This window comes from Mucilaginibacter sp. cycad4 (assembly GCF_034263275.1).
Classification (GTDB): Bacteria; Bacteroidota; Bacteroidia; order Sphingobacteriales; family Sphingobacteriaceae; genus Mucilaginibacter.
In genome coordinates this window covers 582,116-598,552 of record NZ_CP139559.1, presented here as the reverse complement: position 1 = coordinate 598,552, position 16,437 = coordinate 582,116, and the positions used below count along the sequence as shown (strand labels likewise).

Sequence of the window (16,437 nt, the reverse complement as noted above, 5' to 3'; positions counted from 1 at the left end):
GTTATTTAGCGGCGGTTTTGCTCGCCTTGATATCGGTACCCAAACGTTGCAGGTAGGCTATCAGAGCTACTATTTCTTTATTGTTTTTAACCTTGATATGATCGTTATACAGGTTATCGGCAATTTCTTTTTCCTGTTCACGAAGATCGCTGTTGGCTATTTTTTCATATCCTTCGGGATACGGGACACCCAGCGTACGCATAGCCTTTATTTTGGCGGCTGTGGTAGCGGTATCAAGATTTTGGGTTAACAGCCAGTCATAGTTTGGCATGATACTCCCCGGCGACATGAGGCGAGGGTCCATCAGGTGGTTATAGTGCCAGGCATTGCCATATTTGCCGCCCTCACGTGCCAGGTCGGGCCCGGTACGTTTTGATCCCCATAAAAAGGGGTGGTCATACACAAATTCGCCTGCCTTACTGTATTCGCCATAACGCTCGGTTTCTGAGCGGAAAGGTCTTACCGTTTGCGAATGGCAGTTTGAGCAGCCTTCTCTGATATAAATATCACGCCCCTGCAACTCAAGCGGAGTATAAGGCTTTACAGCCGCTATAGTTGGGATATTTGATGATATGGTTAGCGTTGGCATCAACTCAATAAAAGTACCTACCAGTATTACCAGCAATGCGGCTATCATCATTTGTATTGGGCGGCGTTCCAATACCCGGTGCCATGTTTCTTCGTGCCCGGTTTTGCTTAAAGCGGGCAGCGGCATGGCCTGGGCAGGTTCATTAGCCGCGAGCTTGCCCTGCAGCGCGGTGCGGCAAAGGTTGTAGGCCATTACAATAACGCCCAGCAGGTATAATCCACCGCCTACAGACCGCATAACATGCATAGGCAATATGCGCATGGTGGTTTCTAAAAATGCGGGGTATTTCAGGATCCCTTCGGGCGTAAACTCTTTAAGCATTAAACCCTGGGTAAAACCGGCCCAATACATTGGCACGGCATAAAACAGGATCCCGAGCGTACCTATCCAAAAATGGAACGAAGCCATCTTTTTTGAATATAACTGTGTTTTATAAATACGCGGGATAAGCCAGTAAAGGATGGCAAAGGTTAAAAAGCCGTTCCAACCCAAAGCGCCAACGTGTACGTGGGCAATTATCCAATCGGTAAAGTGGCCTATGGCATTCACCTGTTTCAATGAAAGCATGGGGCCTTCAAAAGTGGCCATACCATATGCTGTTAGGCCAACTACCATAAACTTCAGGATCACATCATCACGAACCTTATCCCAGGCCCCGCGCAGGGTGAGCAAGCCATTGATCATGCCGCCCCAGCTTGGTGCTAACAGCATAATAGAAAAGGCCACACCTAATGACTGCGCCCAACCAGGCAGCGTGGTGTACAATAAATGGTGCGGGCCGGCCCAGATATAAATAAAAATGAGCGCCCAAAAGTGCAGGATACTTAATTTATAGGAGTAGATAGGCCTGTTGGCCATTTTGGGTAAAAAGTAATACATCATGCCCAGGTACGGTGTGGTCAGGAAAAACGCCACCGCATTATGGCCATACCACCATTGTACCAACGCATCCTGTACGCCTGCATATACCATGTAGCTTTTAAAGGCCGATACCGGCAGCTCAAATGAATTTACAATATGCAATACGGCTATGGTAACAAAGGTGGCTATGTAAAACCATATGGCCACATATAAATGCCGTTCGCGGCGTTTAAATATCGTACCAAACATGTTAATGCCAAACACAACCCAGATCACAGTAATGGCAATATCAATTGGCCATTCCAGTTCGGCATACTCATGCGAGGTGGTTAAACCTAAGGGCAACGTAATAACAGCCGAAACAATAATAAGCTGCCAGCCCCAAAAGTGAATTTGACTAAGGGCATCGCTAAACATCCGCGCTTTTAACAGTCGCTGTAATGAGTAGTAAACACCCATAAAAATAGCGTTACCCACAAAAGCAAAGATCACCGCGTTGGTGTGTAAGGGCCTGATACGGCCAAATGTGGTGTATTGGTTGCCCATGTTCATTCCCGGGCTATACAATTGTATGGCTACGATGAGGCCTACGGTCATCCCAATTATACCCCAGATCACCGTGGCGATACCAAAATTCCGGACGATCTTGTTGTCATAGTAAAAATTTTCGGGCTGCATATGATATTAAATAATTTGATGGTGTAAAAGTATTGAGGGGCCGTTGCCGGCAGAATGATGACGGTTTGCCTGAATAATGACATTGGTCATTTTTTATCTTTATCGGCCGGTTCATCATCCAGCAGGATCCTTACCGATGGGGTATACAGATCATCATGCTGACCGTTGCGCTGGGCCCAGAAAAATGCACCTAAAAACACGAGCGCAAGCAGTACGCTGCACCCGATCAGGAAATAAATAATGTTCATGATAGTTTCCTTTTTTTAGCGGCGAGGTGTGTCGCTATGCTGGTGAACGAAATTATGGTTGCGGTGCTTAATGGCATCAATATGGCAGCTATGAGCGGTGAAAGCCTGCCGCTTACCGCATAGCTTAACCCCAATAAGTTATAACAAAGCGATATAAAAAACGAGATGTGGATAATGGTAATGCTATCCTTTGAAAATTTAAGAAATGCGGGCAATAACCTGAGTGAGCGCCCATCCAAAATAGCATCGCTGCCGGGCGAAAAATTGTTTACGTTATCCGTAATGGCTATCCCCAAATCACTTTGTTTTAAAGCACCTGAATCATTCAGGCCGTCGCCTATCATCATTACCTTTTTGCCGGCCAGCTGTAAAGCCTTTATAAAATCGAGCTTTTGCTGTGGCGATTGGTTAAACAGCATATATCCCTCCCCCTTAAAATAAGGCAGTAAATTGTTCCGCTCCCGGTCCTGGTCGCCTGATAGCAGGTAAATTTTATACCCCGTAGCCAGCCGCGTAATATCTTCAAGCCCCTCACGATACTTATTAACAAAACTGAAATAGCCGGCATACCGTCCGTCTATCATCAGGTGTACTTCGGTTGATTTTGCAATATCCACCCCTCCTGTTAAAAACGGCTGGCTGCCAATTTGAACATTATGCCCATCAACCCAGGCTGTGATCCCCTTTCCGGCTATTTCCCGGTAATTACTTACCCGGAGTTTATCTGCTCCCTGAAGGTAATCGCAGATCTGGATACTTAAAGGATGGGCCGAATTGCTGCATATACTGTATATCAGCCGTTCCTGGTAACTGCTTAGCTGCGCGTTATTGCTCACGCCATTCTCGCCGCCGATAGTAATGGTGCCGGTTTTATCTAAAACGATGGCATTGATACGGGCCAGTTGTTCAACAACAGCGGTATTTTTGAGGTAGAAGAAATTGCGATCAAAAATGCCCAATGCCGCCGACATGGTGAACGGTGTACTTAAGGCCAGTGCACAGGGACAGGCTACAATCAGCACAGCTGTAAATGCCGAAAAGGCCCGGTAAACATCGGCCGGCAACCAGAAAACTAATGAACCCAATGCAATCACCAGTAAAACAATGGTGAAATACTTGCTTACCTTTTGGTTGAAAGTTTGCATCCGGTTGTCCTGGCTGCGGCTAAAAGCTTCATTGTTCCACAATTGGGTAAGGTAGCTTTGTGATACAGGTTTAATTACCTCCAGTTCAATAGCTTCGCCCATTTGCCGGCCGCCGGCATAAACCACTTCACCCCAAACCTTTGTCACAGGCACCGATTCGCCGGTAACAAAGCTAAAATCAATCCGCGCATCGCCACTCAGCAATATCGCATCGGCCGGTATGATCTCATTACTGCGAATACGGATCCGCTGACCTACTTTGAGGGCTGATAAGGGCAGCGGCTTTTCAATAGCGTTATCAACAGCCTGTACAGCAACAGGGAAAAACGAGCGGTAATCACGCTCAAAAGAGATATGGTAATACGTTTTTCGCTGAACAAATTTGCCTACCAGTAAAAAGAACACCAGCCCGCAAAGCGTATCGGCAAAACCGGCTCCTGTATGCGTCAATACTTCTGCGAGGGTGCGCAAGAAAAGTACGGCTATACCAAGTGCCAGTGGAAAATCGATATTCAATATTTTATTACGCAGGTTTGTATAGGCCGATTGAAAATATTCCCTCCCGCTGTAAAAAACAACCGGCAATGAAAATACCACATTTAACCAGCCAAAAAAATGCCTGAAGGTTTGCTCATATTCCGATAATCCCAAATACTCGGGAAAACTGAGCAGCATCACATTACCAAAACAAAATCCCGCTACGGCTATTTTTTTTACGAGGTTATCGCCTGTGCCGGTTTGTTGTTTTTTAATAACATCCTGGAGGTTAATAAGCGGCTCATAGCCGATATCAACCAATAGCTCCACAACCTGCCTTAAACTTATCTCCCTGTTATTAAAGCGCAGGTTTACCTGTTTCTTTAAAAAATCAATCCGGCTGTAATAAATGGCGGGGTTAAACCTGTTTAACTGCTCAAGCAGCCAAATACATGAACTGCAATGGATGTAAGGGATATAAAGCGTTAATATGGTAATGTTTTCGTCTGTAAAATCAACCAGGTCGGCTGTGATTGAAGGATCATCAAGGTATTCAAACCGCTTTTGCACATGGCTGCGGGTTGCGCCGGGATGTTCATTATAGCTGTAGTAGTTACATAGCCCGCTATTGGATAGCACCTGGTAAACACCTTTACAGCCCGCGCAGCAAAAATCTTTGCCATCCAATACGTAATGATCTTTGTCACAATCGTTACCACAATGGTAACAGGTGGTTTGGGTAAGTATATTTACAGCCATTGATGATCTATTTATAAAATCAAAAATGGCTGTAATCCGGCACCTGAAAAATGATAGCTGTTGGATGGAAAAGTGATGAATATCATTTTTTATAGCTAAACAACAAGGCCAGCATGCGTTGCTATACAATAGCATAAGCCCCCTTCCATCGCCCGTTTTTAAAAATGCAGCGACGGAAGCCCTTCCGGCAGTACCAGCAGAGGTATTTCAATATGATGCGAAAGTTTTTTAGTATAACTGACGCCAAACAGGCGCTCAAGCGGGTTAACTTTACGGTGTACCATCACCAGCATATCGATCACTCCGTGTTCGCTGAGCCAATCGAGCCCGCGCATTATGCCGGTAGCTTTAATATGCCTGTAATAAATTTTAGGGTAGTTGGCTTTGCAGGTAACTTCATTTAAAAAAGCTTCAACCTCCTGTTTTTCATCACCTGTTTCGTATTTCTCATCGGTAACGTGGGCTATCAATAACTCTGCATTAAAATAGCGTGCCAGGCTTGCTACCGAATGGATCATTTCTATATCGCTGCTGTTCAAATCGGTAGCAAAGGCGATTTTTTTTACAGGGTGATACTTTACTTGTGACGGGATCAGTAAAACCGGGAAAGTAGCATCGCTGATCATATCCTGTGTATTGCTCCCTAAAAAAAACCTGCTCATGGCCCCCGCTCCCGACATGCCCATAACAACCATTACACTCTTTTCCTCATCTATTTTGCCTGTTACTACATCAATCACCTCACCTACATCGCAGCAGGTAGTGATAACACCCCGGTTTGAGCCTGCTTCGGCGTAAGGTGTTTCCTGTTGTAAGGCCATTGAAAGTTGCTTCAGTTCCTTATCCGCATCTTCTTTGAGCGAGGTATAATCTTCTAAAGGCCAGGCTATCTGCGCTGCCATAGGCGTTTCCGAAGGTATTTTAATGGCATGGCATAATATCAAGCCTGCTTTGATATTTTGCGCAAGGTTTATAGCATAGTTCGCCGCGTTTTTTGCAGGCGCCGAAAAATCGGTGGGTACTAAAATAGTTTTCATGGCTTAAAGGATTGATTAATGGATATGGTTAATGTTTTTTATTATTTGGTTCGATATTATAAAGCTGGCTTTCAACCCGGTTGTCAAGGTTATATATGTCGTTATATTTAACCAACTGCCCGTCAACAATGGCTGCTGTAATGTAAGTGACCCGGATTGGCAGCGGCTTATTCAGTACAAAATCCTTAACTTCATTATTCATCAGGGCTTTATGCATCGGTTTTATAAAGGCTTCGTTGCCATCTGCCTTTAATAACAGTTTTGCCAGTTCCTCGCCCCGTTCAATCCTGATACTGCCATTGCTTGTGGCCCTTGCCTGTTTTCTGAACAAACCTTGATCCGGCACACCCGGCAATTCGATCCCTGCTTCGTTGCCGGGTATGAAATAGATGGAGCCTGCCTTTCGTTTCCCGCCCGCGGCCGTGTTAAAAGACAAATTATTGGAACTGAATTTATCAGTCGACCTTGCTTTTATCACCTCTGCGCCCGCCGCCGTTGCAAAGTTGGTAAGGCTGGTTGCCAAAGCTGGTGTCGGCGTTGCCGGTTTCCCTACAATTACTTTAAAACTAAAAGTGGTATCGGCCCGCACAAGCTTTAATAAGTACGTTGGGATATTGATCTGGATATAAGCGCTGTCGTTGATCTCAGCCCAGCGCAGCCGTTCCATATTGATAGCGATCTTCCGCACATCAGCCTCAGGCGTTTCATAACAATCGCCATCATAAACCCCCTTGATCATATACAACTGGTGTTGAAATGCCTGGTAATCTTTATTTTCGGGCTGCACCTTTACTATCGCATCCATAAACGCAGGCTGTGTAAGCGCGTTTGTTAAAACCCCGGCAGTGTCGAAACCGTTAACTGCGCCCCCGTCAATTTTTGCAGGTGTGTAGTAAGGGTTTAGCTTACCAAAATGCAGGTTATTGATAAAAGCTAACATCGCATCGGTAAGCATGAGCTCAAACCGTGCTATTTGCCTGTTACTTATTTTTCCGGGCTGTTCAAGTATGGTATGTAGTGTAGCATACAGTAATTCTTTGGGATGATAGTCCTCATGCCTTAAGCCAAACTGTAATACACAATCAATCAGCAGCATTGCGGCCCAGGTTTTATTCTGATCTTTTTGCTCCACCGTCCATATGGGTGCAGAATCGCGCTGCTTGTAAAAACGTTTGACTGATAAAGGAAAATATAACCCCTGGTTCCCCTGTTTATTGTTCAGTTGCCTGCTGATCTCGGCAGTAACCGAGGTATCGGCATTGCTTGGGTTGGTCGTGTTGCTCCTGGCGGCCTTTGCAGCAATTGTAATACCCGCTATAAAAAACACAAGAAAAACAACGGGTATTTTACGGACAGCTTTATTGGTTTCAAATGTTTTCATAACATCGTTTTTGATGATGTAAAGTTGCAGCGTGCCGGGTATTAAAATAGTGACGAGGGTCACTTATCGACCTGATTGTAAACACCTATAAAACAGCATCTAACCAAAAAAGCCTATAAGGAAAGACTATTGCGCAGCATTATAAACTTGAGAGAACCGGCAACCTCCGAAAATCATTGCTAAAGGCTAAGTAATAAAGCCCGAAGGATGGGTGCTTGACTTTGCCCTGATCAACACGTGGTGAAACCCATAGTTGCCCAGTTGGATCATACCATTATGAACGAGGTCTCCGGCTTGGGAAACCCCACGGCCGAAAACCTGGCCATATGGATCCGGAACAGCATAACCAGGCAATTGAATGGGCTTGTTAAAATTGAATTAAAAGAAACGCCAACATCTGGTGTTGTTTATGATGGAAAATAGCGTAGTTATCATTCGCACTTTTATAGATCTTCCCGCAGTTTAGTGATTGAATGTCCCATATCATAATAGCAGGTGATTTCCATCATTATTTAAGCCGCTAAATTCCGCAAGCTTTGTATTAATCAATAAACTATTAATCATAAGCCATTGAAAATATGATACCCAAAAAAATGAAAGCTGCTGTAGTGCATGAATTTGGCCAGCCTTTGCAAATAGAAGAAATGCCGGTACGGGAGCCGGGCCGGTATGAAATACTGGTTAAAGTAATAGCCAGTGGTGTTTGCCATACCGACCTGCACGCAGCAGACGGCGACTGGCCGGTTAAACCCAAAATGCCGCTGATCCCCGGCCACGAGGCCATTGGTTATATAGTAGCCCTCGGGCCTGATGTTAAAGGCCTGAAGGAAGGTGATATTGTAGGCGTACCGTGGTTGTACAGCGCCTGCGGATGCTGCGAATTCTGTATCACCGGCTGGGAAACGTTATGTAAGGACCAGAAAAACGGCGGTTATAGCGTTGACGGCGGTTATGCAGAGTATGTGGTGGCCGATTCCCGTTATGTTGGGCATTTCCCGGCAGGCTCGGATTGCACCGCAATGGCGCCGATTATTTGCGCGGGCGTCACCGTTTACAAAGGCCTGAAAGAAACAGAAACCAAACCCGGTGAATGGGTGGCTATTTCCGGCATAGGAGGCCTTGGGCATTTAGCTGTACAATATGCCAAAGCCATGGGCATGCATGTTGCGGCTATTGATGTAGACGACACCAAGCTGGAATTAGCCAAAAGCCTTGGCGCCGAGCTAACCGTTAATGCCAAAACTACAGACCCAGGCACGTTTTTACAAAAAGAAACAGGGGGCATGCATGGGGTGTTGGTTACCGCTGTATCGCTCATAGCATTTAAACAAGGCATATCTGCGTTAAGAAGGAAGGGGACTATCGCGCTGAATGGGTTACCTCCCGGTAGTTTTGACCTTCCCATATTTGAAACCGTGCTGAACCGCTACACCATCAGGGGATCAATTGTAGGTACCCGTAAAGATTTGCAGGAAGCCATAGATTTTGCCGTGGAAGGAAAAGTTAAAGCCACCATACACACCGCAAAGTTAGAGGATATCAATACGGTTTTGGCCGACCTGAAAAATGGTAAGGTAGACGGGCGGATAGTACTTGAGATAGCTAAACCCTGATTGAAGTGCACCCCAAAAGTTGGACGAAGTTAGATATTAATTATTCAGGTACTTAAGCGACATATAGTTTTAAGTTGGATTGGCCCTACTAACAATCTTGTATAGTTAAAATAGGATTTAATCACAAATCTGTATAGCTATTTCCGGACGGGCCAGGGGAGTTAACAGGGTTAACAGAATTTAGGGTTAACATTTACATATGTAATTAATAATCAAATAACTAAGTGATTTTTATACAAAAATATGTTAACCCCCTTTTGTATAAATATTATCAGCTAAATTTCAATTTATAGGTAAACACAACACCAGGGGCGGTCAATTTGATTTATGATACAGCCTCTTTTTTTTGCGGGCAGCGTCAACATTATACTTGCTTCGGGACCGCTATTCCAGTAGTGAACCGGGCGTAAAAACCTGGTATATGAAAACTGCGTTCAACCAGGAAAGGGATAAGCTTTCACGAAGCTAAGACGGCAGAACAACTGTTTAAATTATACCGCCCAGTCATCGCTATCGCTCTTGTTTATGCGAAAAAGAATGCCCGATATCCAAAGCAGCGCACCAGTGAGCAATATCTTCTGATGCATTTCAGGCAAGCGATGACCAGGACTGGTAAACCATAAAAACATCTCTGCCAATAACACCATTATCATGAGCAAACCGATGAGCATCTCATTCCGTTGTTGCCTGTCCATATCCGTTAAATTCTGTGAGGTTCTTCTGCCGGAAGATACCCCGGACAATCAATTTGATATTACAGGTTAACTCTTCAAGTGTACAGGATATCGACTTGATTTTCACCGGGATTTCGTCCGTCGTTTCCATCAGGTCGATATGCAGTAAATCGGGGCCCGAGGGTTCCCTTCCCTTAAAGCTGTCAAAAAGCAGTTCAGCGAAATTTCGGTCATTACCCAAAAAATACTGCCCATAACTATCAAATCCCACCGGTGTTCTCACGCTCAGCAAAATATAAAACCCGAGTTCCATAGCTATAAATTAGAGGCTCCTGCTTTAACAGGAGCCTCAATTAAAAAACTATCCCACTTATTTAATTTCGATTTGTCTGCGTATTGCCTTAGCCTCTTCGCGTTTAGCAATATCGATCTTCAGGACGCCGTCTGTATAAGTAGCCTCAATATTTTCGGCATTGGCGCTGTCGGGTAACGTAAACGAACGTACAAATGAACTGTAACTATACTCCCGTTTACTATAATTTTTTTGAACGTCGCTGCTTTCGTTTTGACGTTCTACCGAAATGTTCAGCACATTGCGGTCGAGGTTGATCTTAAAATCTTCCTTTTTCAGACCGGGCGCAGCCAGCTCAACATGATAATGATCCTCGGTTTCGCTGATGTTAGCTGCGGGAACGCGTGCTACCAGGCGGTCATTAAAAAAAGAATCGTTGAAGATTGATTCAAAAACATCATTAAATGATGGTAATAACGAACTGTTATTCTTTTTGTCGGCATTAAATTTAACCAATGTCATAGGTCTTCCTCCTTAATAAATTAATGATTAAAACTTATATTAATTAAACCGGTTCACTTAGTTCAAAGCTAATGCCAGCAGGGTAAACAACTTGAAATCACTGAAAAAATTTCACAAAAAATGTATTTTTTTCAGTTCGACCTGACAAATATTCAATGTGCCATCGTTTTAACGGTCGCGCTAAATAAAGCAGTAATGGGTGATATTTTCACTGCAGCATGTCATTGGTAGAATTGCAGCAAATTGAAATCTACCCATCCTTTTGGGCCTAAAACAATAACCATTTTATTTTGGTTAAATTACAAAGTACAAAATCATGGTACCTGTAAGGTTAATAACAGATGATGTAAGCAGAAGGATTACTTATTTTTATTCCAAACCATTTTATACCAGTTTTGGATTGATGTTTACCCTTTGCTTTGGAGCCCCGTTAGTTGTTTTTTTTGGCAGCATGGGCGGCTGGATAATATTTGTACCGTTACTGCTAATCTGGGCCGGCATCTTTTACCTGGTCCTTTCCGTTAAAACTAAAAAATCAAAAAAGCCAAAGAGGTTTATGAATTTGGCTATGAAACAACTATCTATTTCCAGGGCTTAGATTATAATTATAGCGTACAGATAAACGGAGCGCCGCAACCGGTGATCCTGCTCCGCACGAACAACGAGATTATCAAAGTAAAAACATTTAACCAACGCGTGATCAGGGCATTTGATGTTCCCGTTCAAAAGGCTTATATAATGGATAAATACCCGGACATTATATTGCCTGAAAATCTTTTTTCGATAAATATGGCTAATCCATCAACCAAATTAAGGTCGATCGATATGTAGGCAAATTACTATAAAAATAACCCCATCCCCAAACCCTGACTTGGTGAAAGGCCAAAGGCTTTCCTTTTTACTTACTTATTTAAACAAAAAACCGGTCCTGCAAGTGGATAATATATTCCGTTAAAACTAACGGAGCTGTCAAATAATGACAGCTCCGTTAGTTTTATATTAGAGGTAATTTTGGGGAAATCTTTAATAGCCGTTGTTTTGCGGATATGGAGTACCCGACAATACGTTATTAATTAAAGATTGCGGAATTGGCCTGCGCGTATGATAAGCCTGGATGTTCGGCGCCCCAAGCGCGTTATACATTTTTACACGCCTTACCAACTGCTGTGTCCGTACCAGGTCATACCAGCGGCGGGGGTCACCATAAAGCTCGCGGCTGTACTCCTCTAAAATTAAATCCATACCACAAAGCGTTGAACCCGAAGTGGTATTAGGAACAGAAAGCTGGGCCAGCTGTGCAGGTGTTAAAGCCATTGCCGCGGCATTAGTGGTATTGTCCGCGCCCATGGTAGCTGCTGTTACCCTGAATTTATTTTTAGGGATAAAGAGCCCGTCGGCCGGTGTACGGTAAGCCGCCCGCTGCCTGATCGTATTCAGGGAAGCTGCAGCTGCAGTTGTATTGCCCAGCATATAATTGGCTTCTGCATTCATCAGGTAAACCTCCGAAAAACGCATTAAAGCAATTGGCCTGCTTGAAAAATCAAGGATCCCTGTACGCAGCGGGTCATCAAACTTTTTCACCGTCGGAAAAACTGTATTGTTGTATTGTTTTTGGGTGACGATTAAACCTTTAAAATCATCTCTCCGGGCCATGGTGACGTCCTCGCTTGTCATCAGGATAGCCGTATCGCCATCTAACGGCGGCTGGTAAGCGGTTAAAGAAACATTGGATGCCGGAGTAAGCACACCTTTTAAACCACCTGTGCTGGTTGTACCCGCGGCGGCTTTGGTATTGCAGATCCAGAATGTTTGAAAGGTAGCGTCAAAGCGGGTATCATGAACCTGGTCGGCAAAGGCCACCTGCATAGTATAAGGCACATTGGGCGCAAGGCGTACGTAAGGGCGGCCACCATAAACGTCACGCAGCATGCCTGTTTTCGCACTCATCTTTTGCGGAACCGCATCTATTCCGGCAATGTTATCTATCCCGGTTGAAACATAGTTAAAGCGTGCCAGTACATAAAGCTGATTGATGCCATAGCCCCCCGAGCCCTGTTGTGTATAGCCGGAATAAGTAGGATCTGTGATACCATAATCAATAGCAAACATATTTTCCTTGCCGTAATCATTGGCCGGTTTATGGACATCATTATAATCCTGCCACAAATCCAAACCGTAAGTGCCTTTATTGTTGATCAGTGCTGCAGTCAGGTCGGCCGCTTTTTGAAAGTCGCCGCTTTGCTTAGCCTCCGTATATCCCCTGGTTAGATAAGCTTTTGCCAGGAAAGCATTTGCAACCGCAACCGTGGCTGTTTTACCAACCCCTGCTGCCGAGAAAGGATTTGAACTGGTAATGGTAGGGGGTAATGCGGCCGCAGCATCTGTAAAATCCTGGATGATGAGGTTGTAGATGTCGGCAAGTTGCGCCGGCGCATCAGCTGTTGTGGCCTTGGTGATAAAAGTAGTATGCAAGGGGATCCCGCTTTTCTGCGTGGCTGTAAGCCCTCCGTAGGTTTGCACCAGATAAAAATACAGGAAGCCCCGAAGAAACTTTGCCTGGCCAACATATTGTGTTCTGGCAGTGGCGTCGGTAATTGACGATGCATACTGTAAAACACCGTTTAACGTATTGATGTCTACATATAAACCCATTAAATCGGGTGTATTTGATGAATTGATCCCATTGTACGAATTTAGTATCGGGGGATTAGTTCCGGCGCTGCCGCCGGGAATATTTTCATCTGTTCCGTTATAAAAAAACACAATTCCCTCGCCCGAGAAGGCGCCCCGCAAATCGTTGTATACACCTGTAACCGCTGCCTGAACGCCTGCTGCCGTACCAAAATAACTTGGGTAAAGCTGTGCCCTTGGGGTTTCTACCAGTGTCTTTTTACAGCTGCTTGAGGCCGTTAATACTGCTGCTGCAGCAATAATAAAGCTGGTTTTATTAAATATTTTCATAGCTGCTTTCTGAATTAAAATCTTGCATTAATGCCCAAAATAAAATCACGTGTTTGCTCTCCGGCACTGATCCCTACGCCGCGGTATGGAAAATTGCTTGCATTGTTAGGATTGTAACCGCCTATATTACCGCTTGCTGATACCGAAGCGGGAGCAAGGTTATAAACAGATTCGGGATCGGGTACAGAAAAGCTGTGTTTCATAATAGGCGCGTAAATAACAAAGGGGTTAGTAACGTTTGCATACACCCTCAGTGAAGTCATGCCCAGCTTTTTGACTACTCCAACCGGAATATTGTAGCCTAAATTGATGCTTTTTGCCCTGATGAACGAACCGTCATAATATTGCAGTGTGGAGTAATAGCTGCCCTGTTTCTGAGCGTTTGGCTGAGGAAATGCATCGGTAGGGTTAGTTGGTGTCCAATAATCTATAACCGGTTGATTATGTCGCCCCAGGTTCAGGAACTGCCAGCCATTTGTGCCGGAGTCAGACGAGGAAACGTATGGCACAACGGTGGTAAACTTCATGCGGCCCTGGATAACAATGCTTAGGTCAAAGTTTTTGTAACTAAACCGGTTGGTTAAGCCAAAGGTATATTGAGGCTGAAAGTTACCGATGACCTGGTTATCCTGGAAGTTAATTTTTCCATCGTTGTTGAGGTCCTGAATTTTGATCTGGCCGGGTTTGGCGCCATAAACAGCAGCTTGTGCAGCTTCGCCGGCTTGCCAGATACCAATTTTTTTCACATCATAAATTACGCTCAATGGCTGCCCTACAAACTCGCCTGCATCAATGTTCTGCGTTGCACCATTCGGCAGGGAAACAATATGCTCACGGCTGAAAGCCATGTTATAATCGGTTGACCATGAAAAACCACCCAGGTTACGAATGTTTAGGCTGCTCAGCGTAATTTCAAGGCCTTTGTTGGCAGAGGTGCCCAGGTTTGAAATTTGTGAAGAGGCACCATTGGTTATTGGTAACTGGTTTGGCAAAATAATGCCCGTGGTTCTTTGTTTATAAACCTCAATTGAACCGGTAAGGCGGTTTTTCAGTAAGGCAAAATCTAAAGCGATATTATAGTCACTGGTTCTTTGCCAGCTGAGGTCCTGGTTAACCAATGTGGTTACCCGAACACCCTGGGCATCGCCGGCGGTTACGCCGCCATACTGATATTTTGATGAGCTTAGCTGCCCTAAAGTGTTATACGGGCCGATACTGTTTGTGGTTGAGGTTTGACCATAACCTGCACGCAATTTCAGGTTATCAATAAACTCAAACCGTTTCATGAAGTTTTCATTACTGATTACCCAGCCCAAGCCTATAGACGGATAAGTAGTGCGCTGATGCCCGGGAGACAGTGCCGAGTTAGCATCAGAACGGATAGTAGCCGTAAGGTTATACCGCTGATCAAACGCATAATTAAGGCGGCCAACCCAGGATACCAGGCCCTGCTCGGTATATGAACCGCCTACCGAAGTAATGGTACTTGCCAAACCAAGGTTTGCATTCCGGTTGGCATCAGACGGGATACCTGTTGCATTGATATTTGAATTTTCATTATGCTGAAATTCTGAGGTAAAACCTGCTACAAAGTTAATGGAATGCTTCTCTCCAAAGGTGTTATCATAAGTGAGCAAATGCTCCTGGGCTAAGCGGTACTGATAATTGTTAGTTGTACTTGCGTTAGTTTTAGCAATAGTTACAATATCGGCCCCGTTGATACCATTATAAGTTCCCTGTAATGATTGGGAAAAGTTATAATTGATGGTATAGCGATATTTTAAGTGAGCAATCGGGGCAATCTCTGCATAAGCAATGTCATTGTTAATAAATCCGCGGGTATAATTGTAATACTGATCAGGAGAACGGCCCGGGATTAAAGGGTTTATTGCTGTAGCATCAATTTGGCCAACCTGCGGCAAAATATTTAAAGATCCGTCGGCATTATAAGGGTAGGTCAACGGGCTCATATACCGGGCATTGCCAAGTTGATTTCCTCCGCCAGCGTTAATCAGGCGCAGCGTGGTTAGTGTGGTTAATCCAAATTTGATAACCTTGTTTATCTTATGGTCGATAGATGCATTTAACGAAATACGTTTAGTATCGTTGTTTGGCTCCAGGGCGGTGTTTACACGGTAACCGGCGCCAACTGTAAACTGTGTTCTTTCACTTCCACCGGATACCCTTAAGCTCTGATCCCAAACCATAGCCGGCTTAATAAGTAGCTTAGCCCAATCGGTACTTACACCTTCATTCAAGGCCTGCAGTTCTGTCGTAGTCAGTGCATTCGGATTAGTACTGCCGCTGCCCTGCGCTATAGCGCCGGCAAGCGCATCGTCCTGGAGCTGTGCAAACTGCTTACCGTTTAGTAATTGCAGTTTTCCTTCAAGCCTGCTCGTACCTACATAAGAATCATAAGCCGTAACCGTTTGCCCTACACGCCCCCTGTTGGTGGTAATTAAAAGTACACCGCCCGAAGCACGTGACCCATAAATAGCTGTTGCCGAGGCGCCCTTTAATACATCAACACTTTTAATATCATTAGGATTGATGTTTTCGATGAAGTTATAATAAGGCTGGCCGTCTAACACAATTAGCGGCTGGTCGGCCGTGGCGCTGCTTATTGTACGGCTGCCACGAATAGTAATTGCAGGTCCACTGTTTCCATTAACAACATCCAAACCGGCTACGCGGCCTTTCATTTGTTCAAAAACGTTGGCCGAGGGAATTTCCTGTAAAGTTTTGGCGCTAACAGTAGCTATTGTTCCGGTTACATCCTGTTTCTTTAAAGTTCCGTATCCTACTACTACCACCTCATTGAGGTTACCGGAGTTTTTCACCATCGGGATGACTCCTAAGTTAGCCGACCCGGCTGCTATTGTTTTTTCATAATCAGCATAGCCGACAAAAGAGATGGTGATCTTTCGCGTATTGGCAGGAACATTCAGCGTAAAGTCGCCGCTTATATTTGTAGTAGTGGCAGTTGTTGTACCCGTAACTTTTACGGTGGCACCTACCATGGCTTCTCCTTTTTCATCAACCACCTTGCCATGCAAAGCGATGTTTTGTGCAAAAAGAGATAAGGAAAACAAATTAACCGATACGATGATCAGGATAATTTTCCAAAATTTAATGAGTTGAAATTTTTGCATATCAACAAGAAATAGTGATTTAATAATTATTGATTAGTACTTTACCAG

At 44.5% G+C, this 16,437-nt stretch carries 13 protein-coding genes; 3 read left to right on the top strand and 10 right to left on the bottom strand.

What is annotated here, in order from left to right; translation table 11 throughout:
- Position 1 precedes the first annotated feature (1 nt).
- The 5 genes from ccoN to SNE26_RS02595 all read right to left on the bottom strand — a co-directional run bounded on the left by ccoN (position 2) and on the right by SNE26_RS02595 (position 7,175).
- Positions 2-2,128: a cytochrome-c oxidase, cbb3-type subunit I gene (gene ccoN, locus SNE26_RS02615; RefSeq protein WP_321557824.1), complete on the bottom strand. Its 2,127-nt coding sequence runs from the start codon at positions 2,126-2,128 to the stop codon at positions 2-4.
- Between the two features lie 86 nt (positions 2,129-2,214).
- Entirely contained in the window at positions 2,215-2,376 is a 162-nt protein-coding gene (ccoS, locus tag SNE26_RS02610) for a cbb3-type cytochrome oxidase assembly protein CcoS (protein WP_188833850.1), read from the bottom strand.
- Positions 2,373-4,757, bottom strand: coding sequence for a heavy metal translocating P-type ATPase metal-binding domain-containing protein (locus SNE26_RS02605; protein ID WP_321557823.1), 2,385 nt, complete (start codon positions 4,755-4,757; stop codon positions 2,373-2,375). The genes ccoS and SNE26_RS02605 overlap by 4 nt, the downstream gene beginning before the upstream one ends.
- A gap of 158 nt (positions 4,758-4,915) precedes the next feature.
- Positions 4,916-5,794, bottom strand: coding sequence for a universal stress protein (locus SNE26_RS02600; protein ID WP_321557822.1), 879 nt, complete (start codon positions 5,792-5,794; stop codon positions 4,916-4,918).
- A 28-nt stretch (positions 5,795-5,822) separates the two neighbouring features.
- Positions 5,823-7,175, bottom strand: coding sequence for a hypothetical protein (locus tag SNE26_RS02595; RefSeq protein ID WP_321557821.1), 1,353 nt, complete (start codon positions 7,173-7,175; stop codon positions 5,823-5,825).
- A 237-nt stretch (positions 7,176-7,412) separates the two neighbouring features.
- Between SNE26_RS02595 and SNE26_RS02590 the strand changes: the two genes are divergently transcribed.
- Entirely contained in the window at positions 7,413-7,598 is a 186-nt protein-coding gene (locus SNE26_RS02590) for a 6-carboxytetrahydropterin synthase (RefSeq protein ID WP_321557820.1), read from the top strand.
- A gap of 155 nt (positions 7,599-7,753) precedes the next feature.
- Positions 7,754-8,788, top strand: coding sequence for an alcohol dehydrogenase AdhP (gene adhP, locus SNE26_RS02585; protein WP_321557819.1), 1,035 nt, complete (start codon positions 7,754-7,756; stop codon positions 8,786-8,788).
- Between the two features lie 491 nt (positions 8,789-9,279).
- Here adhP and SNE26_RS02580 read toward each other — a convergent pair whose 3' ends face one another.
- From SNE26_RS02580 to SNE26_RS02570, 3 genes are read right to left on the bottom strand one after another with little or no spacing between them, the layout of a single operon-like run.
- Positions 9,280-9,483, bottom strand: a complete 204-nt coding sequence (locus SNE26_RS02580) for a hypothetical protein (protein ID WP_321557818.1) — start codon at positions 9,481-9,483, stop codon at positions 9,280-9,282.
- Complete coding sequence (locus SNE26_RS02575) at positions 9,461-9,775, bottom strand: hypothetical protein (RefSeq protein WP_321557817.1); 315 nt, start codon at positions 9,773-9,775, stop codon at positions 9,461-9,463. The genes SNE26_RS02580 and SNE26_RS02575 overlap by 23 nt, the downstream gene beginning before the upstream one ends.
- A 57-nt stretch (positions 9,776-9,832) precedes the next feature.
- Positions 9,833-10,276 (bottom strand): Hsp20/alpha crystallin family protein, encoded by a 444-nt coding sequence (locus SNE26_RS02570; RefSeq protein ID WP_321557816.1) that lies wholly within the window; start codon positions 10,274-10,276, stop codon positions 9,833-9,835.
- Positions 10,277-10,592: 316 nt separating this feature from the next.
- Between SNE26_RS02570 and SNE26_RS02565 the strand changes: the two genes are divergently transcribed.
- Positions 10,593-10,874: a hypothetical protein gene (locus tag SNE26_RS02565; RefSeq protein WP_321557815.1), complete on the top strand. Its 282-nt coding sequence runs from the start codon at positions 10,593-10,595 to the stop codon at positions 10,872-10,874.
- 425 nt (positions 10,875-11,299) lie between these two features.
- Here the strand turns inward: SNE26_RS02565 and SNE26_RS02560 are convergent, their stop codons facing one another.
- Complete coding sequence (locus SNE26_RS02560) at positions 11,300-13,237, bottom strand: RagB/SusD family nutrient uptake outer membrane protein (RefSeq protein WP_321557814.1); 1,938 nt, start codon at positions 13,235-13,237, stop codon at positions 11,300-11,302.
- Between the two features lie 14 nt (positions 13,238-13,251).
- Entirely contained in the window at positions 13,252-16,389 is a 3,138-nt protein-coding gene (locus SNE26_RS02555; protein ID WP_321557813.1) for a SusC/RagA family TonB-linked outer membrane protein, read from the bottom strand.
- Positions 16,390-16,437: the final 48 nt, after the last annotated feature.

Excerpts from the sequence above, each read along its gene's own strand:
- adhP (WP_321557819.1), top strand. The coding sequence starts at position 7,754 with ATGATACCCAAAAAAATGAAAGCTGCTGTAGTGCATGAATTTGGCCAG.
- SNE26_RS02595 (WP_321557821.1), bottom strand. The coding sequence starts at position 7,175 with ATGAAAACATTTGAAACCAATAAAGCTGTCCGTAAAATACCCGTTGTT.
- SNE26_RS02565 (WP_321557815.1), top strand. The coding sequence starts at position 10,593 with ATGGTACCTGTAAGGTTAATAACAGATGATGTAAGCAGAAGGATTACT.
- ccoN (WP_321557824.1), bottom strand. The coding sequence starts at position 2,128 with ATGCAGCCCGAAAATTTTTACTATGACAACAAGATCGTCCGGAATTTT.
- SNE26_RS02560 (WP_321557814.1), bottom strand. The coding sequence starts at position 13,237 with ATGAAAATATTTAATAAAACCAGCTTTATTATTGCTGCAGCAGCAGTA.
- SNE26_RS02580 (WP_321557818.1), bottom strand. The coding sequence starts at position 9,483 with ATGGACAGGCAACAACGGAATGAGATGCTCATCGGTTTGCTCATGATA.
- SNE26_RS02570 (WP_321557816.1), bottom strand. The coding sequence starts at position 10,276 with ATGACATTGGTTAAATTTAATGCCGACAAAAAGAATAACAGTTCGTTA.
- SNE26_RS02555 (WP_321557813.1), bottom strand. The coding sequence starts at position 16,389 with ATGCAAAAATTTCAACTCATTAAATTTTGGAAAATTATCCTGATCATC.
- SNE26_RS02600 (WP_321557822.1), bottom strand. The coding sequence starts at position 5,794 with ATGAAAACTATTTTAGTACCCACCGATTTTTCGGCGCCTGCAAAAAAC.
- ccoS (WP_188833850.1), bottom strand. The coding sequence starts at position 2,376 with ATGAACATTATTTATTTCCTGATCGGGTGCAGCGTACTGCTTGCGCTC.
- SNE26_RS02605 (WP_321557823.1), bottom strand. The coding sequence starts at position 4,757 with ATGGCTGTAAATATACTTACCCAAACCACCTGTTACCATTGTGGTAAC.
- SNE26_RS02575 (WP_321557817.1), bottom strand. The coding sequence starts at position 9,775 with ATGGAACTCGGGTTTTATATTTTGCTGAGCGTGAGAACACCGGTGGGA.